General features: G+C 66.3%; 28 protein-coding genes and 1 tRNA gene. 13 read left to right on the top strand and 16 right to left on the bottom strand.

Annotated elements, in window-relative coordinates:
* Positions 1 to 7: 7 nt before the first annotated feature.
* The 6 genes from ACAM54_RS06820 to yaaA all read right to left on the bottom strand — a co-directional run bounded on the left by ACAM54_RS06820 (position 8) and on the right by yaaA (position 5,414).
* A complete protein-coding gene (locus tag ACAM54_RS06820; RefSeq protein WP_369650244.1) occupies positions 8 to 898 on the bottom strand; it encodes a LysR substrate-binding domain-containing protein in 891 nt (296 codons plus the stop codon).
* Between the two features lie 87 nt (positions 899 to 985).
* Positions 986 to 1,891, bottom strand: coding sequence for an SDR family NAD(P)-dependent oxidoreductase (locus tag ACAM54_RS06815; protein ID WP_369650243.1), 906 nt, complete (start codon positions 1,889 to 1,891; stop codon positions 986 to 988).
* A gap of 114 nt (positions 1,892 to 2,005) precedes the next feature.
* Positions 2,006 to 2,884, bottom strand: coding sequence for an NADPH-dependent 7-cyano-7-deazaguanine reductase QueF (gene queF, locus ACAM54_RS06810; protein ID WP_369650242.1), 879 nt, complete (start codon positions 2,882 to 2,884; stop codon positions 2,006 to 2,008).
* Positions 2,881 to 3,780 carry an alpha/beta fold hydrolase gene (locus ACAM54_RS06805; RefSeq protein WP_192328457.1) on the bottom strand — a complete coding sequence of 300 codons (900 nt, stop codon included), beginning with the start codon at positions 3,778 to 3,780 and terminating at the stop codon, positions 2,881 to 2,883. Before ACAM54_RS06805 ends, queF begins: the two co-directional genes overlap by 4 nt.
* Before the next feature lie 10 nt (positions 3,781 to 3,790).
* Entirely contained in the window at positions 3,791 to 4,630 is an 840-nt protein-coding gene (locus ACAM54_RS06800; RefSeq protein WP_145741274.1) for a 2OG-Fe(II) oxygenase, read from the bottom strand.
* Position 4,631: 1 nt separating this feature from the next.
* Positions 4,632 to 5,414, bottom strand: a complete 783-nt coding sequence (yaaA, locus tag ACAM54_RS06795) for a peroxide stress protein YaaA (RefSeq protein WP_369650241.1) — start codon at positions 5,412 to 5,414, stop codon at positions 4,632 to 4,634.
* A 107-nt stretch (positions 5,415 to 5,521) separates the two neighbouring features.
* Between yaaA and ACAM54_RS06790 the strand changes: the two genes are divergently transcribed.
* Both ACAM54_RS06790 and galU read left to right on the top strand, forming a co-directional pair.
* The gene (locus ACAM54_RS06790) at positions 5,522 to 8,401 is read left to right on the top strand and encodes a valine--tRNA ligase (RefSeq protein ID WP_369650240.1); all 2,880 of its coding nucleotides are present in this window, start codon (positions 5,522 to 5,524) and stop codon (positions 8,399 to 8,401) included.
* Between the two features lie 109 nt (positions 8,402 to 8,510).
* The gene (gene galU / locus ACAM54_RS06785; RefSeq protein ID WP_369650239.1) at positions 8,511 to 9,401 is read left to right on the top strand and encodes a UTP--glucose-1-phosphate uridylyltransferase GalU; all 891 of its coding nucleotides are present in this window, start codon (positions 8,511 to 8,513) and stop codon (positions 9,399 to 9,401) included.
* Between the two features lie 40 nt (positions 9,402 to 9,441).
* Here galU and ACAM54_RS06780 read toward each other — a convergent pair whose 3' ends face one another.
* Genes ACAM54_RS06780 through cysM form a run of 3 tightly spaced genes read right to left on the bottom strand, consistent with a single transcriptional unit; the run spans position 9,442 to position 11,148 of the window.
* On the bottom strand, positions 9,442 to 9,669 hold the full coding sequence (locus tag ACAM54_RS06780) for a sulfurtransferase TusA family protein (RefSeq protein ID WP_307698563.1): 228 nt from the start codon (positions 9,667 to 9,669) through the stop codon (positions 9,442 to 9,444).
* Positions 9,659 to 10,237, bottom strand: a complete 579-nt coding sequence (locus ACAM54_RS06775; protein ID WP_192328451.1) for an NUDIX domain-containing protein — start codon at positions 10,235 to 10,237, stop codon at positions 9,659 to 9,661. Before ACAM54_RS06775 ends, ACAM54_RS06780 begins: the two co-directional genes overlap by 11 nt.
* Before the next feature lie 8 nt (positions 10,238 to 10,245).
* Positions 10,246 to 11,148 carry a cysteine synthase CysM gene (gene cysM / locus ACAM54_RS06770; protein WP_145741265.1) on the bottom strand — a complete coding sequence of 301 codons (903 nt, stop codon included), beginning with the start codon at positions 11,146 to 11,148 and terminating at the stop codon, positions 10,246 to 10,248.
* A gap of 129 nt (positions 11,149 to 11,277) precedes the next feature.
* Here cysM and ACAM54_RS06765 point away from each other — a divergent pair.
* Positions 11,278 to 11,362, top strand: a tRNA-Leu gene (locus tag ACAM54_RS06765).
* Positions 11,363 to 11,486: 124 nt separating this feature from the next.
* Positions 11,487 to 11,726, top strand: a complete 240-nt coding sequence (locus ACAM54_RS06760; protein ID WP_369650238.1) for a hypothetical protein — start codon at positions 11,487 to 11,489, stop codon at positions 11,724 to 11,726.
* Here the strand turns inward: ACAM54_RS06760 and ACAM54_RS06755 are convergent.
* Positions 11,723 to 12,385 (bottom strand): SOS response-associated peptidase, encoded by a 663-nt coding sequence (locus ACAM54_RS06755; protein WP_369650237.1) that lies wholly within the window; start codon positions 12,383 to 12,385, stop codon positions 11,723 to 11,725. The two genes, ACAM54_RS06760 and ACAM54_RS06755, sit on opposite strands and share 4 nt — an antisense overlap.
* Positions 12,386 to 12,471: 86 nt before the next feature.
* Here ACAM54_RS06755 and ACAM54_RS06750 point away from each other — a divergent pair, with 86 nt between their 5' ends.
* From ACAM54_RS06750 to ACAM54_RS06720, 7 genes are all read left to right on the top strand, one after another.
* Positions 12,472 to 12,741 (top strand): hypothetical protein, encoded by a 270-nt coding sequence (locus ACAM54_RS06750; RefSeq protein WP_369650236.1) that lies wholly within the window; start codon positions 12,472 to 12,474, stop codon positions 12,739 to 12,741.
* A gap of 8 nt (positions 12,742 to 12,749) precedes the next feature.
* A complete protein-coding gene (locus tag ACAM54_RS06745; RefSeq protein ID WP_369650235.1) occupies positions 12,750 to 13,064 on the top strand; it encodes a hypothetical protein in 315 nt (104 codons plus the stop codon).
* Positions 13,061 to 13,279 carry a hypothetical protein gene (locus ACAM54_RS06740; RefSeq protein WP_369650234.1) on the top strand — a complete coding sequence of 73 codons (219 nt, stop codon included), beginning with the start codon at positions 13,061 to 13,063 and terminating at the stop codon, positions 13,277 to 13,279. The genes ACAM54_RS06745 and ACAM54_RS06740 overlap by 4 nt, the downstream gene beginning before the upstream one ends.
* Positions 13,280 to 13,310: 31 nt before the next feature.
* A complete protein-coding gene (locus ACAM54_RS06735) occupies positions 13,311 to 13,535 on the top strand; it encodes a hypothetical protein (RefSeq protein WP_369650233.1) in 225 nt (74 codons plus the stop codon).
* 63 nt (positions 13,536 to 13,598) lie between these two features.
* Positions 13,599 to 13,868, top strand: coding sequence for a type II toxin-antitoxin system RelE/ParE family toxin (locus tag ACAM54_RS06730; protein WP_369650232.1), 270 nt, complete (start codon positions 13,599 to 13,601; stop codon positions 13,866 to 13,868).
* Between the two features lie 73 nt (positions 13,869 to 13,941).
* Complete coding sequence (locus tag ACAM54_RS06725; RefSeq protein ID WP_369650231.1) at positions 13,942 to 14,295, top strand: HigA family addiction module antitoxin; 354 nt, start codon at positions 13,942 to 13,944, stop codon at positions 14,293 to 14,295.
* Positions 14,296 to 14,350: 55 nt separating this feature from the next.
* The gene (locus ACAM54_RS06720) at positions 14,351 to 14,839 is read left to right on the top strand and encodes a thermonuclease family protein (RefSeq protein WP_369650953.1); all 489 of its coding nucleotides are present in this window, start codon (positions 14,351 to 14,353) and stop codon (positions 14,837 to 14,839) included.
* A 1-nt stretch (position 14,840) separates the two neighbouring features.
* Here ACAM54_RS06720 and ACAM54_RS06715 read toward each other — a convergent pair whose 3' ends face one another.
* The 3 genes from ACAM54_RS06715 to ACAM54_RS06705 form a co-directional block, all read right to left on the bottom strand.
* Positions 14,841 to 15,140, bottom strand: a complete 300-nt coding sequence (locus ACAM54_RS06715) for a hypothetical protein (protein ID WP_369650230.1) — start codon at positions 15,138 to 15,140, stop codon at positions 14,841 to 14,843.
* A 223-nt stretch (positions 15,141 to 15,363) separates the two neighbouring features.
* Positions 15,364 to 16,044, bottom strand: coding sequence for an ORF6N domain-containing protein (locus ACAM54_RS06710; protein WP_369650229.1), 681 nt, complete (start codon positions 16,042 to 16,044; stop codon positions 15,364 to 15,366).
* Positions 16,041 to 16,292: an Arc family DNA-binding protein gene (locus tag ACAM54_RS06705; RefSeq protein WP_369651892.1), complete on the bottom strand. Its 252-nt coding sequence runs from the start codon at positions 16,290 to 16,292 to the stop codon at positions 16,041 to 16,043. Before ACAM54_RS06705 ends, ACAM54_RS06710 begins: the two co-directional genes overlap by 4 nt.
* A 34-nt stretch (positions 16,293 to 16,326) precedes the next feature.
* Between ACAM54_RS06705 and ACAM54_RS06700 the strand changes: the two genes are divergently transcribed.
* Positions 16,327 to 16,998 (top strand): Arc family DNA-binding protein, encoded by a 672-nt coding sequence (locus ACAM54_RS06700; RefSeq protein WP_369650227.1) that lies wholly within the window; start codon positions 16,327 to 16,329, stop codon positions 16,996 to 16,998.
* 20 nt (positions 16,999 to 17,018) lie between these two features.
* Entirely contained in the window at positions 17,019 to 17,198 is a 180-nt protein-coding gene (locus tag ACAM54_RS06695) for a hypothetical protein (protein ID WP_369650226.1), read from the top strand.
* Between the two features lie 9 nt (positions 17,199 to 17,207).
* Here ACAM54_RS06695 and ACAM54_RS06690 read toward each other — a convergent pair whose 3' ends face one another.
* The 3 genes from ACAM54_RS06690 to ACAM54_RS06680 are packed head-to-tail and all read right to left on the bottom strand — an operon-like array spanning position 17,208 to position 22,400.
* Complete coding sequence (locus ACAM54_RS06690; RefSeq protein ID WP_369650225.1) at positions 17,208 to 17,723, bottom strand: hypothetical protein; 516 nt, start codon at positions 17,721 to 17,723, stop codon at positions 17,208 to 17,210.
* A complete protein-coding gene (locus ACAM54_RS06685; protein WP_369650224.1) occupies positions 17,710 to 20,034 on the bottom strand; it encodes a hypothetical protein in 2,325 nt (774 codons plus the stop codon). The genes ACAM54_RS06690 and ACAM54_RS06685 overlap by 14 nt, the downstream gene beginning before the upstream one ends.
* Positions 20,034 to 22,400: a hypothetical protein gene (locus tag ACAM54_RS06680; RefSeq protein ID WP_369650223.1), complete on the bottom strand. Its 2,367-nt coding sequence runs from the start codon at positions 22,398 to 22,400 to the stop codon at positions 20,034 to 20,036. Before ACAM54_RS06680 ends, ACAM54_RS06685 begins: the two co-directional genes overlap by 1 nt.
* Between the last annotated feature and the right edge of the window lie 21 nt (positions 22,401 to 22,421).

The following is a 22,421-nucleotide window of genomic DNA, read 5'->3' as shown; positions in this document are numbered from 1 at the left end:
TTCTTCTTCAGGACATGACGAGATGGTCGAACAGCTCGCGCGCCGAGGCCGGCAGCTGCTCGCGGCTGCGCGCGATGAGCTTGAGCTCGCGCTCGGCCCAGGCATCGCTGAGCGCCACGGTCGCGATGCGCATCGCCAGCGACAGCCGCTGCGCCGACGAGGCCGGCAGCACACCCACCCCCACGCCCGCCTCGATCATCAGGCAGATCGCCTCGAAGCTGCTGACCTGGATGCGCGGGTTGAAGCCGCGGCCGGCCAGTTCGGCCCGGCGCTGCAAAAAGCGGTGGATGGCGCTGCCGTGGTGCAGGCCCACGTGCTGCTCGTCGAGCGTGTCGGCAAAGGCCACCGAGGGCGCACCCGCCAGATGGTGCGCGGCGGGCACCACCAGCACCAACTGGTTGCGGCCGAAGGGGCGCGCATCGAGCTCGCCGGTGTGCACGTCGCCGGCCAGGATGCCGATGTCGGCCTCGCCGTCGGCCACGGCGCGCACGATCTCCTCGCTGAGGTATTCGCGCAGGTCCACCTGCACCGCGGGATGCTGCGTCAGAAAACCGGCCAGCTTCTGGGGCAGGTATTCGGTGATCGAGGTGGTGTTGGCGAACACGCGCACATGGCCCTTGATGCCCTTGCCGAAGTCCTGCATGTCGCAGCGCAGGTGCTCCATCTGCTGCATCACGCGCTTGGCGTGGTAGAGCACCGCCTGCCCGGCGGCCGTGAGGCTCACGCCCTGCGCGCTGCGGTGCAGCAGCTTGCCGCCCACAGCCTCTTCCATCTGCTTGATGCGCGTGGATGCGGCCGCCAGCGAGATGCAGGCCTTCTCGGCGCCGCGCGTGAGGCTGCGCGCGTCCGCCACGTAGACGAACAGTTTCAGGTCGAACAGGTCGAAATGCAGGTTCACCGGGCGTGCGCACCAAAGAGGAAGGAAACGCGCATTGTCCGGCGAATGGCGTCCTGCGTACTCTCTTTCGGGTTTGTCCTCAGGCCCTCAGACCGGATCCCAGCTGAACACGTCGGCCGAACGGTCCAGCGGATGGAAGCTCGCGCGCATCGCGGGCATGGCGTGCTCGGCAATGCTCTCGGGCGTCCAGCCTTCGGAGCGGTGGATGGAGCGCACCGGCCGCGGCTGGCTGATGAGCGAGATCTCGTTGTTGCGCACCGAGAAGATCTGGCCGTTGACCGCGCCGGCCGCATCGCTTGCCAGGTACACCGCGAGCGGCGCCACCTTGGCCGGCGTCATCTGCTTGATCTTGTCGACGCGGGCGCGCTGCTCGTCGGTGTCGGTGGGAATGGCGCCGATCATGCGGCTCCAGGCGAAGGGCGCGATGCAGTTGGAGCGCACGTTGAACTTGAGCATGTCGAGCGCGATCGACTTCGACAGCGCCACGATGCCGAGCTTGGCCGCCGCATAGTTGGCCTGGCCGTAGTTGCCGATGAGGCCCGAGGTCGAGGTCATGTGCACCAGCGCGCCCGAGTTCTGTTCCTTGAAGTGCGTGGCGGCCGCGCGGCTCACGTAGTAGGCGCCGTACAGGTGCACCTTGATCACGGCGTCCCACTCGTCGACCGACATCTTGTGGAAGAAGCGGTCGCGCAGGATGCCGGCGTTGTTCACCACGGCATCGATGCGGCCGAAGCTCTCGACCGCGCATTCGACGATGCGCGCCGCGCTGGCCGCATCGGCCACGCTGTCGGTGTTGGGCACGGCCTGGCCGCCCGCGGCGCGGATCTCGTCGACCACCTGCTGCGCCGGGCCGGCGCTGCCGCCCGCGCCGTCGAGCGCGGCGCCGATGTCGTTCACCACCACCCTCGCGCCATGGCTCGCCATGGCCAGCGCGATGTCGCGCCCGATGCCGCCGCCCGCGCCGGTGACGACGACTACTTTTCCTTCAACCATGTGTGTCCGCTCCGGAAATCCGCCCGCAGTGTCGCGGGCGGTTCCAGAATGCCACAGGGGCCGGGCTGCGGGTTCCGGATTTCCGAAGAGGGGCTTCGGCGGCGCCCTCGTCCCTTATTGCCGCGCGGTGCGGATGTTCGGCGGCAGCGCCTGCGGCCAGCTGGTGCGGAACGGATTGATGTCGAGCCCGCCGCGCCGCGTGTAGCGCGCATACACCGCGAGCTTGTTGGGCTGGCAGCGGCGCCAGATGTCGGTGAACATGCGCTCCACGCAAGGCTCGTGAAACTCGTTGTGGTTGCGAAAGCTCACGATGTACGCGAGCAGGCCGGCCTGGTCGATAGCCGGGCCGCTGTAGCGGATCTGCACGCTGCCCCAGTCGGGCTGGCCGGTGACGAGGCAGTTGCTCTTGAGCAGGCGGCTGGTGAGCGTTTCGTTCACCGGCGGCTGGGTGGTGTCGCTCGACAGCAGCTCGGGCGCGGGCTGGTAGTGGGTGCACTCGATGTCGAGCCGGTCGAGGTCGAGTCCGTCGAGTTCGTGCACCGGCTCGCGGTCGAACATGTCGGGTGCCAGCAGTTTCACGCCGATGCCGGCGGACTGGTCGCTGCCGCGCCAGAGCGCCTCGGACAGGTCGGCCCGCAGTCGGTCGCGCACGGCCTCGACGCCCGCGAAGGCGGTGCTGTTGAAGCTGTTGAGGTACAGCTTGAACGACTTGCTCTCGATGATGTTGGGCGTTTCGCAGGGAATGGTGAAGTGCGCGATGGCCAGCTGGGGCTTGCCGCGCAGGTTGAGCCAGCTCACCTCGAACGCGGTCCAGAGATCGGCGCCGAAGAAGGGCAGCGCGCCGGCGGCGATGCCCATGGCTTCGCGCTGGGTGCTGCGCGCAATCGGAAAGAGCAAGGAAGGGTCGTACCGGTCGGCATAGGCCGAGGCGCGGCCCAGCTGCGACTGCTCGGGCGTGTTGGGGTTGGCGGGGGGGATGTTGTCGAGGCTCATGGCTTGTGGTGTTCTTCGGCCGCATGCAGGAACGGCGCGATGTGGTGGGCGAGGATGGCACACACCTCGGGCGGCAGGTCATGGCCCATGCCGGGAATGCTGACGAACTTCGCGCCCGGAATGCGCTTGGCGGTGTCCAGCCCGCACGCCATCGGCACCAGCGCGTCGGCCTCGCCGTGCAGCACCAGCGTCGGGCACTTGATGCGCGGCAGCACTTCGGGGCGGCGCGCGTCGGCGCCAATCGCGAGCATCTGGCGGAACATGCCGGCCGGACGGTAGGCGCGGCGCATGCTGAAGGTGAGGCGCTCGGCCAAGGCCTCGGTGCTCTGCGGATAGGCGGGGCTCTGGATCAGCCTGAGCAGCCGGATGCTGTGCGCCACCAGCTCGGCCTCGCCGCCGCCCAGGGGCCGGCGCAGCAGCATGGCGGCAACGTCGCTGCGCGGTCCGGGCAGGCCTCGCGCCCCGCTGGAACTCATGATGCTCACGAGGCTGGTCACGCGCTCGGGCGCTTCGGCGGCCAGGTGCTGCGCGATCATGCCGCCCATCGAGGCGCCGATGATGTGCGCCTGCCTGATGCCCAGCGCGTCGAGCACGCCCAGCGAATCGCGCGCCATGTCCTGCAGGGTGTAGGCCGAACGCACCTGCAGGCCCAGGCGCTGGCGGATGCTCTCCCACACGATGTTGCCGGTACCTGCATGGTCGAAGCCCTGGCTCAGGCCGATGTCGCGGTTGTCGTGGCGCACCACGCGAAAGCCCGCATCGACCAGCGCCTGCACGAAGTCCTGCGGCCAGCCGACCAGCTGCATGCCCAGGCCCATGATGAGCAGGGCCACCGGGCGGCCCTCGCCGCCGGTGTCGTCGACCTCGATCTGCAATCCGTTGGCCAGCAGCTTCATCGCGCCCTTGTCATTTGAATTCGCGTTCGCGCAGCCATTTGGTGGCCACCCACTTCTCGCCCGCGAGCACGGGCGCGCCGCCATGCAGCGTGCGGGTGGCGGGGTCGGGTTCCTCGTAGCTGAAGAACACGCCGGTGCCGCGCACGGGCGCCACTTCCAGGCCGACGTCGGGGAAGGTGGTGGCGCCGCCCTGCCCGGGCTCCTGCAGGTACATCACGAGCGTGGCCACGCGCTGGCCGCCGCGCTTGAGGATGGTGGGCGTGCCAGGCTCGCCGGGGTCGAAATAGTCGTAGTGCGGGCGGTACTGGGCGCCGGGCGCATAGCGCAGGATCTGCAGGCCTTCGCCAAACTCCACCGGCCAGCGCAGCAGCGCGGCAATGCGCTGCTCGAGGCGCGAGACGATCTCGTTCTCGCCGCGCTCGAAGAACATGCCTTCGCTGGTGCGGTCGACGTTGAGCACCTCGCCGCCGGTGCGCGTCTCGACCGTGAGCGAGCGCGCCAGCCGCACCCGCGCCGCGGCGATCAGCCCTTCGCACTCCTCGGGCGACACCAGGTTGCCGAACACGACCACGCGCGGATGCCGCATGGTCTGCAGCACCTGCACGCGGCGGTCCCCCGCGTCGATGTAGAGCGGCGCGCCTTCGAGGTCGGGGCCGGGCATCTCGGTGCGCCGCGGCCTGGCCACCTCCACGTGCGGAAAGCCGGCCTCGAGCTGCGCCAGCGCGAGGTCGGTGGCCGCGTCCTGCCAGCCGGCCGCGCGCATCGAGGCGCGCAGCGCGGGCACCGAATGCCCTGCCGCGAGCTGCGACACCAGCCATTCCCGGAGCTCCGGACTGATCGGTTGCGACATATCAAGTCTTCCTTCTGAACACCAGCCTTTCGGCTGTCGATACCGTGGCGTCGAAACCATAACCCTCGAGATCGAATTTTTCCAGCGCCTTGGGCGTGGCGGCCTTGTGCAGCACCGCCCAGCGCGCGAGCAGGCCGCGGGCGCGCTTGGCGTAGAAGCTCACGATCTTGTAGCGGTCGCCCTTCCATTCCTCGAACACGCATTCGACCACGCGCGCCTTGAGCGCCTTCCGGTCCACCGACCTGAAGTATTCCTGCGAGGCCACATTGACCACCACGGGCGTGCGGTCCGCCGCCAGCCGCTGGTTCAGGTGCTCCGCAATGCGCGGGCCCCAGAAGGCGTACAGGTCCTTGCCATGGCGATTGGCAAGCGGCGTGCCCATCTCGAGCCGGTAGGGCTGCAGCAGGTCGAGCGGGCGCAAGAGGCCGTAGAGGCCGCTCAGGATGCACACGTGCTCCTGCGCCCAGGCCAGCTGCGCGGGCGTGAGCGAGCGCGCGTCCAGCCCCCCGTAGACGTCGCCGTCGAACGCGAAGGCGGCCTGGCGCGCGTTCTGCGGCGTGCTCTTGCCGGACCAGGCCTGGTAGCGCGCCACGTTGAGCGCAGAGAGCTTGTCCGACAGGTGCATGAGCTCCGATATCTGCTGCGGCGACTTCTCGCGCAGCAGCCTGATCAGTTCGGCCGAGGGGCCGCGGGGGGCTTCGAAATGGGGTTGGGTGGCGGGGATTTCGGCGGGAACGGGGGTGTCGTAGTCGAGCGATTTCGCAGGGGAGAGCAGGAAGAGCATCCCGGAATTATGTGGGGTGGGGCTGCCCCGGGGCGGCCCCGGTAAAATCGCCGGCTATCCCATCTTGTCCCCACGGCACCCCCGAAGGCGCCGCTTCTGCATTTCCCATGAGCGAACCCACCACCCCTTCCGCCCAGCCTGGACTGGAGAGCCTCTCCAAGTCGTTCGAACCCGCCGCCATCGAGGCGCACTGGGGCCCCGAATGGGAGCAGCGCGGCTACGCCAAGGCCGGTTTCCGCGGCACGCAGCAGCCCATGGAAGGCGCCGATTCGTTCGCGATCCAGCTGCCGCCGCCCAACGTGACGGGCACGCTGCACATGGGCCATGCCTTCAACCAGACCATCATGGACAGCCTGGCACGCTACCACCGCATGAAGGGCGACAACACGCTGTGGGTACCGGGCACCGACCATGCGGGCATCGCAACGCAGATCGTGGTGGAGCGCCAGCTGCAGGAGCAGAAGATCAGCCGCCATGACCTGGGCCGCAAGAATTTCGTGGCACGCGTGTGGGAATGGAAGGAAAAATCGGGCAACACCATCACCGAGCAGATGCGCCGCATGGGCGACACGGTCGACTGGAGCCGCGAATACTTCACGATGGACGACGACCTCTCGAAGGTGGTCACGCAGACTTTTGTCTCGCTCTACGAGGAAGGCCTGATCTACCGCGGCAAGCGCCTGGGCAACTGGGACCCGGTGCTCAAGACCTCGGTGAGCGACCTCGAAGTGGAAAGCGAAGAGGAAGACGGCTCGCTCTGGCACATTGCCTACCCCCTCGAAGACGGCAGCGGCACGCTGACCGTGGCCACCACGCGGCCCGAGACCATGCTCGGCGACACCGCCGTGATGGTCCACCCCGAAGACGAGCGCTACAGGCACCTGATTGGCCAGCGCGTGAAGCTGCCGCTCGTGGATCGGCTGATTCCCATCATTGCCGACGACTACGTCGACAAGGAATTCGGCACCGGCGTGGTCAAGGTCACGCCCGCGCACGACTACAACGACTATGCCGTCGGCCAGCGCCACAAGCTCGAGCTGATCGGCATCCTCGCGCTCGACGCCACCATCAACGACAACGCGCCCGAGAAATACCGCGGCATGGACCGCTTCGTGGCGCGCAAGGCCATCGTGGCCGACCTCGATGCGCTCGGCCTCCTGGTCGAGGTGAAGAAGCACAAGCTCATGGTGCCGCGCTGCGCGCGCTCCGGCGCCATCGTCGAGCCGATGCTCACCGACCAGTGGTACGTGGCCATGACGCGCCCCGGCGCCGACGGCCAGTCGATCGCGCAGAAGGCCATCGACGTGGTGAAGACCGGCGAGGTGCGCTTCGTGCCCGAGAACTGGGTCAACACCTACAACCACTGGATGGAGAACATCCAGGACTGGACCATCTCACGCCAGCTCTGGTGGGGCCACCAGATCCCCGCCTGGTACGACGAAGACGGCAAGGTGTACGTCGCGCACGACGAGGCCGAGGCGCAGGCCAAGGCACCGGGCAAGACGCTTCGCCGCGACGAGGACGTGCTCGACACCTGGTATTCGTCGGCGCTGGTGCCCTTCTCCTCGCTCGGCTGGCCCGAGAAGACTGAAGACCTCGCGCTGTACCTGCCCTCCACGGTGCTCGTGACGGGCTACGACATCATCTTCTTCTGGGTCGCCCGGATGATCATGATGACCAAGCACTTCACGGGCAAGGTGCCGTTCAAGGACGTGTACATCCACGGCCTGGTGCGCGATGCACAGGGCAAGAAGATGAGCAAGTCCGAAGGCAACGTGCTCGACCCGGTGGACCTGATCGACGGCATCGCACTGCCCGAACTGCTCGACAAGCGCACGCAGGGTTTGCGCAAGCCCGAGACCGCGCCCGCGGTGCGCAAGAACACGCAGAAGGAATTTCCGGACGGCATTCCGGCCTTCGGCGCCGATGCATTGCGCTTCACCTTCGCATCGCTCGCCTCGCTCGGCCGCAGCATCAACTTCGACAGCAAGCGCTGCGAGGGCTACCGCAACTTCTGCAACAAGCTCTGGAACGCCACGCGCTTCGTGCTGATGAACTGCGAAGGACAGGACTGCGGCCTGCGCGAGCACACGAAGGAAGAATGCAAGGTCGGCGGACCGGCGCACGGCTACCTGAAGTTCAGCCGCGCCGATTTCTGGATCGCCTCGCAGCTGCAGCGCGTCGAGGCCGAAGTGGCCAAGGGCTTCGAGGAATACCGGCTCGACAACGTGGCCAACGCCATCTACCAGTTCGCCTGGGACGAGTTCTGCGACTGGTACCTGGAGATCGCCAAGGTGCAGATCCAGACCGGCGACGATGCGCAGAAACGCGCCACGCGCCGCACGCTGATCCGCACGCTCGAGGCCTTGCTGCGCCTCGCGCATCCGGTGATTCCGTTCATCACCGAGGAGCTCTGGCAGAAGGTGGCGCCCGTCGCCGGACGCGAGGGCGAATCGATCATGATCGCGGCCTACCCCAAGAGCCAGCCCGAGAAGATCGACGAAGCGGCCGAAGCGCATGTGGCGCGCCTGAAGGCGCTGGTCGATGCCTGCCGCACGCTGCGCGGCGAAATGAATGTGTCGCCCGCGGTGCGCCTGCCGCTCTATGCGGTGGCCGACGATGCCGAGGGCGCGGCCTTCCTGCGCGATGCGGCGCCGGTGCTGCAGGCCCTGGCCAAGCTCAAGGAAGTGAAGGTCTTCGACGACGAGGCTTCGTGGTCGGCGGCGGCCGAAGCGGCGCCGGTGGCCGTGGTCGGCACGGCGCGCCTGTGCCTGCACATGGAAATCGACAAGGCCGCCGAGCGCGCGCGCATCGGCAAGGAAATTGCTCGCATCGAGGGCGAGATCCTCAAGGTGAACGGCAAGCTTGGAAACGAAGCCTTTGTGGCTAAGGCACCGCCGGCCGTGATCGAACAGGAGCGCAAGCGCCTGGCCGATTTCAGCACCACGCTGGAGCGTCTTCGCGACCAGCTTGTGCGTCTCGGCTGACACACGTGGGTCTGGGCAAGGTTTAGCATGGCAACGACGGCATTTCCATGCCGCCGTTGAGCCATCAAACCTTCTTCTTCAACTGAACGAACAGACGCCCAAATTGTCCATGCCCACTCCCTCGACACGCATCCGCAAGGCCGTATTTCCTGTTGCAGGTTTCGGCACCCGCTTTCTGCCCGCCACCAAGGCGCAGCCCAAGGAAATGCTGCCGGTTGTCGACAAGCCACTCATCCAGTACGCGGTTGAGGAAGCCTACGCGGCGGGCATTCGCGACATGATTTTCGTAACTGGCCGAAACAAACGTGCCATCGAAGACCACTACGACACCGCCTACGAACTCGAGAGCCAGCTCGAGGCCAGCGGCAAGCTCGAACTGCTCAACATCGCGCGCTCGGTCATGCCCGACGACATGACCTGCTCCTACGTGCGCCAGCCGCGCATGCTCGGACTCGGCCATGCCGTGCTGTGCGCCGAACACCTGGTGGGCAACGAGCCCTTCGCCGTGCTGCTGGCCGACGACCTGATGGTCGGCCCCGTGGGCGGCGCACCTGTGCTCGCGCAGATGACGGCCGCCTTCGGCAAGCTCGGTTCTTCAGTGCTCGCGGTGCAGGAAGTGCCGCTCGAACACGTCAAGCGCTACGGCATCGTGGCGGGCGAATCCATCGGCGACGATCTCGTGAAGGTCGATCGCATGATCGAGAAGCCTTCGCCGGACAAGGCTCCCTCGCGCCTCGGCGTGGCGGGCCGCTACATCCTCACGCCCGGCGTGTTCGACGAGATCCGCAACCAGCCCAAGGGCGCGGGCGGCGAGATCCAGCTCACCGACGGCATCGCGGCGCTGATGAAGAAGGAATCGGTCTACGCGTATGCCTACAAGGGCATCCGCTACGACTGCGGCAGCAAGGAAGGCTTCCTGCAAGCCTCGGTGGAGCTTGCGCTGGCGCACCCCGAGGTCGGTGCGCAGTTCCGCGAATACCTCAAGAGCCTGGAACTCTGAAGAAGAAGGGCCCCGACGGGGCCCTTTTCTTTTGTTCCGGTCAGCGCCTCTTCAGCACATGGATGAAGTCGCTGCCGATCGTCTGCTGCTCGACCAGCTCGTTGCCGGTCTGGCGCGCAAAGGCCTGGAAGTCGCGCACCGACCCTGGGTCGGTCGACACCACCTTCAGCAGCTCGCCGCTCGCCATGTCGTTGAGCGATTTCTTGGCCTTGAGAATGGGCAGCGGGCAGTTCAGGCCCCGCGTGTCGAGTTCGCGATCAACCTGCATTCTTCGGCTCCTCGGGCGGCAGGTTCAAGCCGCGCCGCCGCTCCTCGTTCTCCGCCGCGGTGAAGAACACCGGCTCGTGCCCCCGGGTGCGCAGCCAGTCGGCCAGCGCATAGCCGGTGCCCGCGGGCCAGCACTTGAGGTCGGGCAGGTCGTAGAGGCGGTAGTCCAGCAGTTCGGGCGAAAGCTTCACCTCGCCATCGGCCACCACGTGGTAGGCAATGATGATCTGGTTCATGCGCTGGAAGTCGTACGCGCCGACCAGCTTGGCCGCGCTCACGTCGAGGTTGGTTTCTTCCTTGACCTCGCGCGCAATGCCCTCCTCGGGCGTTTCGCCGGCCTCCATGAAGCCGGTGATCAGCGCGTACATCTTCACCGGCCAGGCGGCGTTTCGCGCCAGCAGCACCTGGCCTCGGTATTCGACGATGGCCGCGAGCACGGGCGTGGGATTGTTCCAGTGCGTGTGGCCGCAGGAGGGGCAGCGCAGGCGCTCCTTGGGACCGCCGTCTTCCATCAGCGCGATCCATTCGAGCGGCGTGGCACAGGCCTGGCAGAACTTGGGGTGGGCCATGGCTTCGATCAGGCAGGAAACACGCCGGTCGACAGATAGCGGTCGCCGCGGTCGCAGACCACGAACACGATGGTCGCGTTCTCGACCGTCTTGGCAACCTCGAGCGCCACCCAGAGCGCGCCGGCCGCGGAGATGCCGCCGAAGATGCCTTCCTCGCGCGCGAGGCGCCGGCACATTTCCTCGGCATTGTCCTGGCTCACGCTGATCTCCTCGTCGACGCGGCTCGGTTCGTAGATCTTGGGCAGGTATTCGGCCGGCCACTTGCGGATGCCCGGAATGCGCGAACCTTCGGCCGGCTGCGCGCCGATGATGCGCACCGCGGGGTTCTTTTCCTTCAGGAATCGCGAGACGCCGGTGATGGTGCCAGTGGTGCCCATGGCGCTCACGAAATGCGTGATCTTGCCCTTGGTGTCGGCCCAGATCTCGGGGCCGGTGGTCTCGTAGTGGATGCGCGGGTTGTCGGCGTTGGCGAACTGGTCGAGCACGCGGCCCTTGCCCTGCGCCACCATCTGCTCGGCCAGGTCGCGCGCGTATTCCATGCCGCCGCTCTTGGGCGTGAGCACCAATTCGGCGCCGAAGGCCTTCATGGTCTGGGCGCGCTCGACGGACAGGTCCTCCGGCATGATCAGCACCATGCGGTAGCCCTTGATGGCCGCAGCCATGGCCAGCGCGATGCCGGTGTTGCCCGAGGTGGCTTCGATCAGCGTGTCGCCGGGCTTGATTTCGCCGCGCTCCTCGGCGCGCTTGATCATCGAGAGCGCGGGGCGGTCCTTCACCGAGCCCGCGGGATTGTTGCCTTCCAGCTTGCCCAGGATGACATTGCCGCGCCTGGCGTTCTCGGCCGCATCGATGCGTTGCAGTGCCACCAGGGGGGTCTTGCCGATGGCGTCTTCGATCGTCGGATAGTTCATGGCAACGCCCGCATGGCCGCCCAAAGGGCGTTGAGCGCCCCCTCGGGGGGCAGCGAATACACGAAGTGATGAGCGTGGGGGCAATTCATATTGCCACTGTGCCATAATTTTGGGCTTCCTTCCGGATGTGCCCGGGTGGTGAAATTGGTAGACGCAGGGGACTCAAAATCCCCCACCGAAAGGTGTGCCGGTTCGATTCCGGCCCCGGGCACCATAGCTCTTCAGCTATCATTTTCGCAGCTAGTTCCGCGTTCGTTCCGCAACGCGTTCCGCTTTTCCTCCAAAAGTGATTGATGCATCTGCTTCATGGATGCCATGGCCCGCAGTAGCATGCATCCATGTGGAAGCCTGACAAGCCCATCGTGATCGCCGGCGCCGCCCTGACCGACCAGGAAGCGTGGTGGCATGAATTCCGGAGCGAGTTCTACGATCGCTGCGACGGCGCCGTCGATCGCGAATGGCTGGACCTCTTGACCGTGACGCTCTACCCGCTCAACGCCGACCGCGACCCGCGCAGGGCGGCCGAGGTGGCCTTCGTCACGCTGCGGTTCGAGTTTCCGGCCGACGACGAAGGCTAAGCCTCGATCGGGCCGGCGTCGAAGACCTCGACCGGCGCCAGCTTCAGCAGCTTCTTCGCTTCTTCCACGGTGCCGGCCAGCCAGAGGTCGAACTCGTGCACCTCGAGCGGGATCACCGAGCGCTTGTCCTGCTTGTCCGGCGCCAGCTTCGGATCGGGCTTGTGCATGCGGCTCATCAGCGGGTGCGCATCCGCGTTGATCGTCAGCATGGTGTAGCTCTCGTGGACCTCGCCAGTGGCCTTGTCGGTCCACGTGTTCCATAGGCCCGCCAGGCCCCAGGGCTTGCCATCGGCACGGCGGAACTGCCACCACACGTTCTTCCCTGTTTCCCAATTCGGCTCGTCGAAGGCGGTGGCCGGGATGATGCAGCGCTGGCCACGCTTCCACGGATCTTTGTAGCTGGCCTTCGCCTCAAGCTCTTCGCTGCGGGCGTTGTTGGTCGGGTACTTGAGCTTCGGTTCCTTGGCGAACCAGGGGATCAGTCCCCACTGCCCTGTGACCAGGTCGCGTTCGTAGTCCGTCACGTCCTTGGCGCGGCGGATGAACGGTCCCTGCATGCGCGGATAGACCGCCTTCACCCAGCGCGGCGGACTGTTCTGGTGGACGTGCCAGAAGCTCTCGATCTCGTAGTCATCGGGGCTGATGTAACGGTTGCACATTGGCCGAATTCTGCGCTCGGGATCGGGTTGACGGGTAGATTACCCAGTTCGATACTGTATGCCTTTACAGTACTTTGGGAGCCAGCATGCCAGATCCATCGACCTCAATCCCCGGGGACCGTTCGGAAAACGACCACGACCCGATGGCCCAGTGCCCGGTGCACGATCCCGAGGCGCAGTTTGCGGTGCTGGCCGCCCAGTTGGGCATCATCAAGCCTGGCGACCGGCTGGACCAGATGCAGATCGATTTCGCCTACGGCGTGGCCGAGCTGTGCGCGGCGATCGGCGACCGCTACGGCGATCCGTCCGATGGCAATGCCGGCGAGCACATCCGGGCGGTCTATGGGCCGGTGTGAGGTGGGCCATGAAAGAGGTCGAGTATTTCAGCTTCATGATGCCGCCCACCATCTGGTGCAAGAGGCCGCATCCGTCGAGCTTCAAAATGACCATCGAAGAAGCGGCCGAGCGCTATCCCGGCGTGCCGCCGATCCCCTCTTCGCGCGAGATCCGGTTGGTCGGCGGCGAGCCCATCACAGCGGACGCGCCCTATCAGCGGAGGTCGCGTTCCAAGACGCCGGCCGAAGAGCAGCTGCAGGCGTGGCTCGTGTCGCGCATCGGCGAACAGAGCGAAGAGGTCCAGGCAGAGACGGGCCCGGCCGCGCGAGACAATGACGCATGAGCCAAACTGAATTTTTCCCAGAGCCCGCCACCATCCTGCGCATGCCGTCGTGGCTGGGCAGCCAGGTGCACGAAGACCGAGAGCTGCCGCTGGCGCCCGGCGACTACAAGGTGACCCCCGGTGACCGCTGGACCGTCACCTGCCTGAAGACCAACGCGACGATCTACAGCGGCATCGGCCCTGTCGAGATCCTGCGCGAGCGCGCCGCCGCCTGAGTCGAAGACGATGGCAACGCTTTTTCTCCCGATGACCGACGCGCTGATCAAGCACTGGCGCGCGAACGGCAACGCCTACCCTCAAAAGTTCATCCTCACGCCGGCCCAGCACAGGGAATACGCGGAGACCCGTCGCACGGGCCTCGGCGGACCAAACTCCGACTGTAGTGTCCACATGGGCGTGCCGATCGAGATCTCCGAGGGCACGCCAGGCGTGATGGTCAGTGCCGACGGTACCGAGCTTTCTCTCACCTAGTTCTCTCGAAAACTTGCCTTCAGATTGTTTACCGTTTGCCGGTAAACAATATATAATTGCGGCATGGCGATCCAATCCTTCTCCTGCCCCGATACCGAAGAGCTTTTCACCAAGGGCAAGAACGCTCGGTTCGCCAATATCAAGGACGTTGCCACTCGCAAGCTGACGCAATTGGACGCAGCGACTTCGGTGGCCTTCTTGAAAATGCCCCCGGGCAACGACCTGAAGTTTTATGACGATGCATGGCACGTCAGGATCAACCAGCAATGGCGCCTGACGTTCAAGTGGGGCGAGTCAGGACCTTATGAGGTCTTGATAGAAGACCCCCACTGAGCCTACGCTGCGCCGGGTGGCGTTTCTCTCCCGGCAGTAAGGCTTGCTGGATAGCGAGCAGTAAGGAACGACGATGTTCAAAAATGGAATGCGTCCGGTACACCCGGGCGAAGTCCTTCGTGAGGACTATTTGAAGCCGCTCGGCATGACGGCGAACGCGCTGGCCAAGGCACTGCATGTGCCCGCTTCGCGCATCAATGACATCGTGCTCGAGCGCCGCGGCATCACGCCCGACACGGCGCTGCGCCTTACCCGCTATTTCGGCGGCGAAGAGGCTGATGCACAAGGCTGGATCAACATGCAGGCGACCTACGATTTCAAGGTCGCGCAGAAGGCCGTCGCCAAGGTCATCGCCAAGGAAGTGAAGCCGCGCGAGCCTACGCAAGTTGCGGCACACAACGACGAACGTTTTGCCCTGGGCGCTTGAGGTCTTGAAGCTCAAAGTACTTGTCTGCGCGGCAGCCATTGCCGCGCTACCGCTGATGGCCTGCGCGGAGTCCCGCACGTGCCTCGTGGTCGGCGTCAGCGATGGCGACACCATCACCGCGCGCTGCGGCACCGCGGGCGACTACGAACAGATCAAGGTGCGCTTCAACGGCATCGACGCGCCCGAGAAGCGCCAGCCCTTCGGCCAGCGTGCGAAAGAGGCGCTTTCCGACCTGGTCTACATGAAGGAAGCCGTGCTCGACTGCCCGAAGACCGACCGCTACGGTCGCAGCGTCTGCAAGGTTATGGTGGCGCCCGCCTCCGCGCCGCGCGGGCCCAAGACGCTCGACGCGGGCCTGGCCATGGTCACTGTCGGCATGGCCTGGTGGTATCGCGCCTACTCGCGCGAGCAGACGCCGCAGGAGCGCGGGCAGTACGAGTTCGCGGAGTTCGAGGCACAGGCCAAGCACGTTGGCTTGTGGCGCGATGCTGAGCCCGTGGCACCGTGGGATTGGCGCAAGGCACAACGCGAACACGCCCAGTGAGCTAGTGCAGGCGGCGCGACGTGAAAGCCGCCTCGACGCGGCCGAGAATCGTCACCGTTGCGCCAAGCGGCCGCCATTCATTGATGTCGAGAATTCGCAGGCCGCCCAAGGTATCGCTGATGCGGCGCACGCCAGTCCACTCCCCCACGCGCAGCACGTAGAGACCATCACTGGCGAATGAGCGTTGCTCGAAGTCGATGCGCAGCAGATCGCCTGCTTCGATCTCACCCGGCAGGGTCGAGCTGAGAACCTGCACCAGTTCCACGCCTGCACGGGGCGATTGAACGATGGAAAGGTCCAATCCAGCAGGCAGAGCACTTTGCGAGCCGCCAGGGGTTGAGGTACTATTCACGTTGAAATCCGTTCTGTAAGAGGTTCGCTTTTCATAGAAGCCCTGTTGGTGCCAGCCTTCAGGGCTTCGCTCTTTCTGCTGCTCCCGGGTTCTTCAGGACAGTATGGGGAACCCGATGCAGATCGCGCTAGGTTGAATTTCAGAAGAAATCTCTGACCCTCGCCTTTTGGGGTCATGACAGCAGCAGCCGTTGAACCATGTCCAATTGCTGCGGTGTGCCGTACAACTTGGTCTGGTTGTCGGTAATGCGCTGCCAGTCGTTGCGCGTGTCTTGGCCGAGCGCGAAACGGTCGCAGAAGTCAGCGACCTCGGCGCTCTGCCCCCTGGACATTTCTTTGAAACTGCGGGTACCTGCAAACAGGTTGATCAGCACGTAGGCCTTGCTGAACGGCAGGTGGTGCTTGATAACGGTGTCGACGGCAAAGTGGTACAGCGGGAGGCGGTCGCGCTTGCTGCTACGCTCGCCGCCGTCAACGAGGGGCGCACGGGTGCGGACCCGAACGAAGTAGTTGTCTTCCAACTGCTCGAACACGTCCCAGGCCTTGTCGGTGGACAGCATCTTGGCGTGACGGGCGGCACCCCGCTCGGCCCACAGAATGAGATGCGGAGAGCGCTTCGGGACTAACCGACTATCTGTCGGTTGGTCGCTCTTGAATCGTCGAAGCTCGGCCCCCATGATCTTGAAGAAGTGCTTGCCTTCTTCGAACCGCGAAGCATTGCGTTCGAAGTTCTTCTGAATGCTGTCGGGGTCGCAGCCGTAGAACTGAGCCAGTTGCTGGGTCGTGCAGACGCGCTGGTCCTTGTAGCTGACGACCGGGGTCGTCACCGCCCCGATGGTGACGACATCGCTCATTGCGTTGCTCCCTGGGCTTGCGCCAGAGCTTCCTGTTCCTTCACGCGCCGGGCCATTTCGACCAACTCGGCATTCAACGACCGATAGTTGGCTTCAGCCTTCGCCTGGAGCCAGTCGGCCAACGGGCGTGGGATGCGGACCTGCCCGCGCCACGCGTCTACCTTTTGTCTTGCCACTTCAGTTCCTTCGCATGTTGAATTGACAAACAAAATGTATGTCGAGTCGCTACTAGTGTCAAGTCGACACATCGAAAAGATGTCGACTTGCCAGTACGATCACAAAATGGATCAAGAAAAGTACCCAAGCGACGCCGCAGCGAAATTCATGGTCAGGCTGCCTGGAGACATGCGCGAACGCCTCGCACTCGCTGCAAAGAGCAACAGCCGATCAATGAACTCCGAACTGGTGCAGCGGCTGCAGGACTCTCTGGATGGAACGGCGGGCCTTCGATTTCCTGAAGAAACGCTGGATCGTCTTCGCAAAGCCGCAAAGAAAACGGGGCGCACTCTCGAAGCAGAGGCATGGGATCGGTTGATGACGAGTCTGGCGGATCTCCCGCCGGCAGAGGCTCGGTTGCGCGAGGCTCTAGATGAGGCACGAAGTGCCAATGCAAAACTCCAGGTGGAGTCAGAAGAGATGCGCACCGAAGCTTGGAAGCGCACCACGATGCTCTACATCCTTCTCGACACGGCGGGCTATCCGATCTCCTGGGCTGAGATCCACCAGTTGCTGGCGGGCATCAAACGCGCAGGGAACTTCAACCCTTCAGAAATGCATACGCACATCATCACGCCAGATATGGAATCCAGTTCTCGACGAGCGAAGGAAGCGGCGACGCTGGCGGAGTTGTTCCGAGCCGGTGGCCACTCACTGATCACTGAAGTGGCGAGCGAGCGAAACAGCGCGGCCGAAGCCAAGTCAGCGGCCAGAACTCGGAAGCGTTCTCCGAAGTGAAGCCCTGATACATTCCGTCCATGGCCAAGGACCCCAAGAACTTCACCGGCGAGGACGTCAAGCGACTCCTTGAAGCGGAGGAGCGGCGGCTTGAATCGAAGGACGACTGGAAGGGCTGGCTCATGTCGGTCTACGGCCTCGCCGGCGTCGCCATCTTCGTGATCTGCGTTGCCGGATTCGTCCTAGTTTCCTTCCGCTGACCTCTCTCGTCAGCTGGCCTTGGTGAGCCGATTGATCGGTTTCCGCAGGTCTCCCTCCTTCAACCAGTCGCGCAGTCGTGCGATCGTCATTTCCTTGATCGGGCCGACGCGAAAGCCTGCCGGAAAGTGTTTGGCATAGGCCGCCTTGGCCTCCTCGCGACCCGCGTATCCGAGCAGCAGCTTGTGTTCGTCGAAGCGCCCTTTTGCGTCCACCTGGTCCACGATGAAGGCCCGGAGCGATCGATGGTGCGGGCCGATGTAGACGTCGACGTGCTCCCCGTCTGCGCCTTCGGTGCGCAGCACATAGCCGTAGTGCGCGCTCATCTGGCGCTGCCAGGGTGTGCCGTCCTTGCTGACGCCCTTGCGCGTCGAGCCCTGGGGCCATTCGATGGTGACGTCGAGGCCTGCAATGGTCACATGCCCCATCTGGAAGTTGCCCGCGGCGATCTGCGCATCGGTAGGCAGTGGCAGCGCGCTGAGGGGCGAAGTGGCGGCCTCGTGCGCGCCGCTGTCAACGTTGCTCATTGCGGAGCACCACGAAGCCGCCATTGGGCGCCGGCATGACGGTACCGCCCTGCTCCCGCGCGACGCGGCCAGCCTTGAGGCGATTCTGGAAGGGCTTGCCTCCGTCCATGATTGCGCCCTTGCCGTTGTCGGAAGCATTGGACGTGCGCGTCGCTGCAGCGATGGTCGAAGGTGCCAGTGCGGCCGGCGTGCGGGTTTCACGCGCCGCGAAGCGCACGACGCTGGGGCTGGTGGTGGCACGTGCAGCCATCCGGGCGCCGACAGGCGCAGCCAACGCAAGGCCAATGCCGGTCGCGTTGCCTGTGGCCAGCGCGCTTCCCAGGGCAGCCGCCCAGCCCAACAGCCCAGCCTGCCGCGCGGTGCCGCTGGGATTGGCGAACACCTGAGAGCCCTCCCGGCGCACGGCCGCCATGCGGCCCATCTGCGTGATCCGCTGCTCGAGTCCAGGGAATCCCGACGTGTTGAACAGCGCCTTGCGCGCCGGCGCCGACAGGTTGGCCAGGTTGGTCAGGAAGGTCTCGCTCGAAAACGCATCGCCGATCTCGTTCTGCTGGCCAGGACGCGCGCGGCCGAGGCGCTGCAGCACGGCGGCCGCTACCTCGCGGCGATTCTCCACGGGCATGCTCTTCATCAGCCGGTTGATCTGCGTGCCGCCGTCGGCAAGACCGGTGGTCGCCGCTTTGAAAATCTTCTCGGGCGCGTCGCGGTTCACAATGGACGAGATCTGCTCCATGCGCTCGCTGGCCAGGCGCGTGAAGGTGTTGGCGCGCGACCATGCCTGCTCGGCCTGCGGGCCGGCCGCCTTCGCTGTGGTGCCGAGGTCTTCGCTCAGCGCGGCATAGAGCTTGGACCACTTGTCGCGGTTGATCTCGGACGTGAAGTTCGCATCCGACATCTCGCGGCCGACCAGCGTGCGCATCTTCTTGATGCTCTCGTACGGCAGGGTTGCCGTGTTGAGATTCGGGGGCGCCGCGTTCATCAGGCTGCTCCGCCATCCGACCGGCGCCTGCGCCTGAGCTGCCTTCTCCAAGTCGGCCACAAGCGACCGTTCCAGGTCGCTGAGCTTGGCATTGCGGAACCAGGCCGAGAGGTTCTCGGCACCGTCGATGCCGGCATTGAGCTCCTGCATGGCGGTGCGCGTGTTGCTGACGGTGATGGGCGCATCACGCGCGATGTGCTTGTCGAGCGCGTTGTACAGGCGCTGCTGCGTCGCCCGCACGTTGTCACGGAAGGTGTTCACGCCGCGCGAGATCGCCTCGCCGGCGTCCGCGCCGCTGGCGTTGGGCGCCAGGCGGTCGGTCAGATCCTGCACACTCTTCTGGAGCGCCGCCGCCTGGGCCTCGCCCTTCCGGACCATGACGCCGGATCCGCCGATGACGTTGGCCAGCCCCGTCTCGACGCCCTGCACCGCGCGGCTCTGCGTGGCCTGGCCGAGGGTGGGTGTGGTACCCGCGGCGTCCTCGAAGGTCGCGATGTTGTCGACCATGCGCTGCCGCGAGGCTTCACCGCCGCGCAGCGCGCCGCGCACGCCCGCCTGGGCCGCGAACGGCACGCCGGTGGGCGCCAAAGCGCCGGCCAACCCGGCCACCGTCTGCGCGACCGCCCCGCCGCCGCCTTCGCGCGTGGCTCCTGCTGCGGCCCCGCCCGTGGCACCGCTGACCACCTGCGCCGCCGGCGCTGCCGCCAGCGCATTGCCTACTGCCTTGGAGATCGGGCCAGCGGCCTTCGCGACAGCCTGCCCAAGTCCGACACCGCTCAGCGCAGTGGCTGCACCGGTGGCGGCATCCTGCACCACGCGCTCGGTCGCGTTCTCTGGCTTGGCCACGCCAGCCTGGTCCATGAGGTTGCCGAGGGCGCTGGAGACCTTCTGGAAGCGGAAGCCGTTGCCCTCCCCTGCGACCTTGTCCAAGCCTGCATTGATCGGGCCCGTGATGGCGTCGGAAACCACGCCGGGCAAAGCAGCAGCGCCCTGCACCGCCGCGCGCGCAGCCAGGCCGATCTGATGGCCGATCGCGCCCAGGGCGGAGCGGTCGGGATTGCTCTGCTCGATCGGTGGCGAGGTGGGCGCAGCAGCTGAAGGTGCCGCGGGCGCGGGCGCAAGTGTCGGTGCCGGTGCCGGCGAAACGATCTCGTCCTTCGCCCAGAAAGCTTCCGTACCGGCAGCCGGCGCAGCGACCGCGGCTGGAGCCGCTGCAGGTGCAGCAACTGCGACCGCTGGAGCTGGAGCTGGAGCTGGAGCTGGCGCTGGCGGGGCCGCGGCCTGCGCGGGTGCCGGCGCGATGATCTCGTCGCTTTCCCAGAACTCGGCCATTACTGCTTCCTCCGCGTGCTGCCGTCCGGCGCGATGTAGGTGGCACCCGCTGGCAGGTTGGCGTGATCCGCCGGGCTCGTGACGGCGGCAGTTGGCGGCGCGGTCGGAGCGCCCGCGGCGCGAGCGATCTGATCTGCCATCGCGGAACCGGTGGGCCCGGCCCGCAGGCGGGCGGTCTCGATGATCTTGTTGAGGCGCGCCTGTTTCTCGGCAACGGTGGTGTCGCCATCGTTTGGCTGCGCGAAGTACGAGCGGCTCAGCCCGTGCAGCTGCTCCTTCGTGTAGGCCGCGCCCGTTGCCAGAGTGAGCGCCGCGTCGAGCGCATCGAGCTGCGCGGCTTCGACGCGCTGACGGTCTTCTGGGCGAAGCGCATTGGCGATGCCCTCCGGCAGCATGTTGATCGCCGCGGTGCCGACACCCGGCCGCGTGGCGCCCGGGTTGGTCTTCGCCACCTCGCTGATGGTCTTCAGCGCGTCCTCCATGCGGATCGCATAGCCGGCGGACTTCGCCTGGTCTTCGGTCAGCGCCTTGTTCGCCTTGATCCCCGGATCTGCGGGGCCGCCGGGGATGGGTTCCGCGCGGGTGCCGTCTGCAGACCACCGATAGTTCGCCGGCGGCGCATTGCCGCTGACCTCGCGCCCCTGCAGCGCCGCCAGCTGTCCCGTGGCCATCTTCTGCTGCGCCGGCGTGCCATTCAGCACCAGGTCCTGCAGCTTGGCCGTGCGCGCCTTCTGCGCCTGCTCGACCTCGGCCGCGGCAGCCGCGCGGTCATCGCGATTTGCGTCCAGCGTGACCTTCTTGCTGTCCAGGGCCAGGCGCTGCTGATCCATGCCGAGGGCTTGCTGCGCCCGGGTGTCGGCCAGCCTGGCGCGGGCATCGGCGCCGCGCTCTTGGATGCCGGCGCGCTGGGTGTCGCCGGCCTCCTTCGCAGCGATCTGCGACATCCGCGCGCGCGCGTCGATCGGCGCCATGGCGGCAGCCACCGCGGCATCGTTCACCTGGGTGCCGCGGCGCGGCGACCACGATGTGCGAGCCAGCGCATTCCCGAGGTTCGCCTGCTCATTGAACTGGGCGCGGCGATCGGCTTCCGAAGCGGCGTTGTCGATGATGGTCGCCCCGCCCTGCGGTACCGCGGCATTCGACGCCTGCAAGGTGGCCAGCTGCGCGTTCGTGTCAGCCGCGCCGCCCAGCGGGTTGGGTCGCTCGGATGCAGCGGCTGCCGCCGGCGGCGTCGCCATCTGCACCCGCGCGGGTGCTGCGACAGCAGCCGGAGTCTGCGCAGGCGATGCGGCAGGCACAGCGGTCGGTGCTGCGGCGATCGCATTGTCGACGCGGCGAACCTGCGCTTGCTCGACTGGTGCGGCCGACGATGCCACTGGCAGCGCGTTCATCGCCGGTGCCGCCGGCTGTGCGGCGGGCACAGGCGCGGCCGCGGGCGCCAGGGCAGCCATGACGCTGGCCCGCCCGTTCGTGCCGGCGAGTCGCGCTGCAGCGTCAGCTTCTGCCTTCTTGCGCGGGTCTTCGATCTCGCCGCCGTCCGCATAGCCCACTACGGACTGCACCGGCACGATGGGCTTCACAGGCGCCGCCGCGGCGGGTGCCGGAGCCGCGGTTGGCGCAGCCACTGGCGCGGCCGGCCGGCGCGTGCCAAAGGACTGCGAGGACATGGCGGTGCGCGCGTCAGCCGCAGCGTTGAAGCCAGCATTGCGGTTCGCATAGTCGTAGGACGCCGGGGCTGCTGCTGGCACGGCTGGCGCAGTAGCAGCTGGCGCGCTCCCCAGGACCGCGCGGGCAGGCGTCACGGCCGCGGGCGTGCCAAGAACGGGCGCCGGCGGCCGTGGGGGCGGCACCTTGTAGGTGTCGATGGTGCTCACGGTACCGCCCGGGGCCTGGCCATTCACGGTGATGGGACCGCTGACGTTGCCGCCAGAGTACGAATTGCCGACGCGGATCACGGCTCCGGCCGGATCGTCGATCGCGCCGCCGTCGGCACGCGCAAGGCGGCCCATCTTCTCGGCGGCCTTGTTCGTCGGCTTGTGCGTGGCTTCGACCAGCGCTTCGAGCTTCTCCTTGCCCACCGCTGCCGTGGTATCCGCCGGCAGCATGAACTCGCCGGCGGAGCCCCACAGCGGCACGGAGTCGGAGGTGGGGCCACCGGGGCCGCGCACCGGGCCGCCGTGCTCGATCGACTTGGCGTCGGCATGGCTGGTCGGCATATGCGCCATCTTGGCCGCGGCCCCGCTCGGCTTGGCGAAGTGCCGCACGGTGGTGCGTCGCACCGAACCGCCATCGGCGAAGTGCTGAATCTCGGTGCGCTTGGTGCGCGCCAGCATGGCGGCGGCGCTGCCTTGCGGGGTATCGGTCATGGAGGCCTCTCAGAGTACTGA

The organism is Variovorax sp. V93, from assembly GCF_041154485.1.
In the GTDB taxonomy this organism is placed as follows: domain Bacteria; phylum Pseudomonadota; class Gammaproteobacteria; order Burkholderiales; family Burkholderiaceae_C; genus Variovorax; species Variovorax beijingensis_A.
The sequence above is the reverse complement of the archived record's forward strand: the minus strand, read 5'-3'. Positions and strand labels throughout refer to the sequence as shown.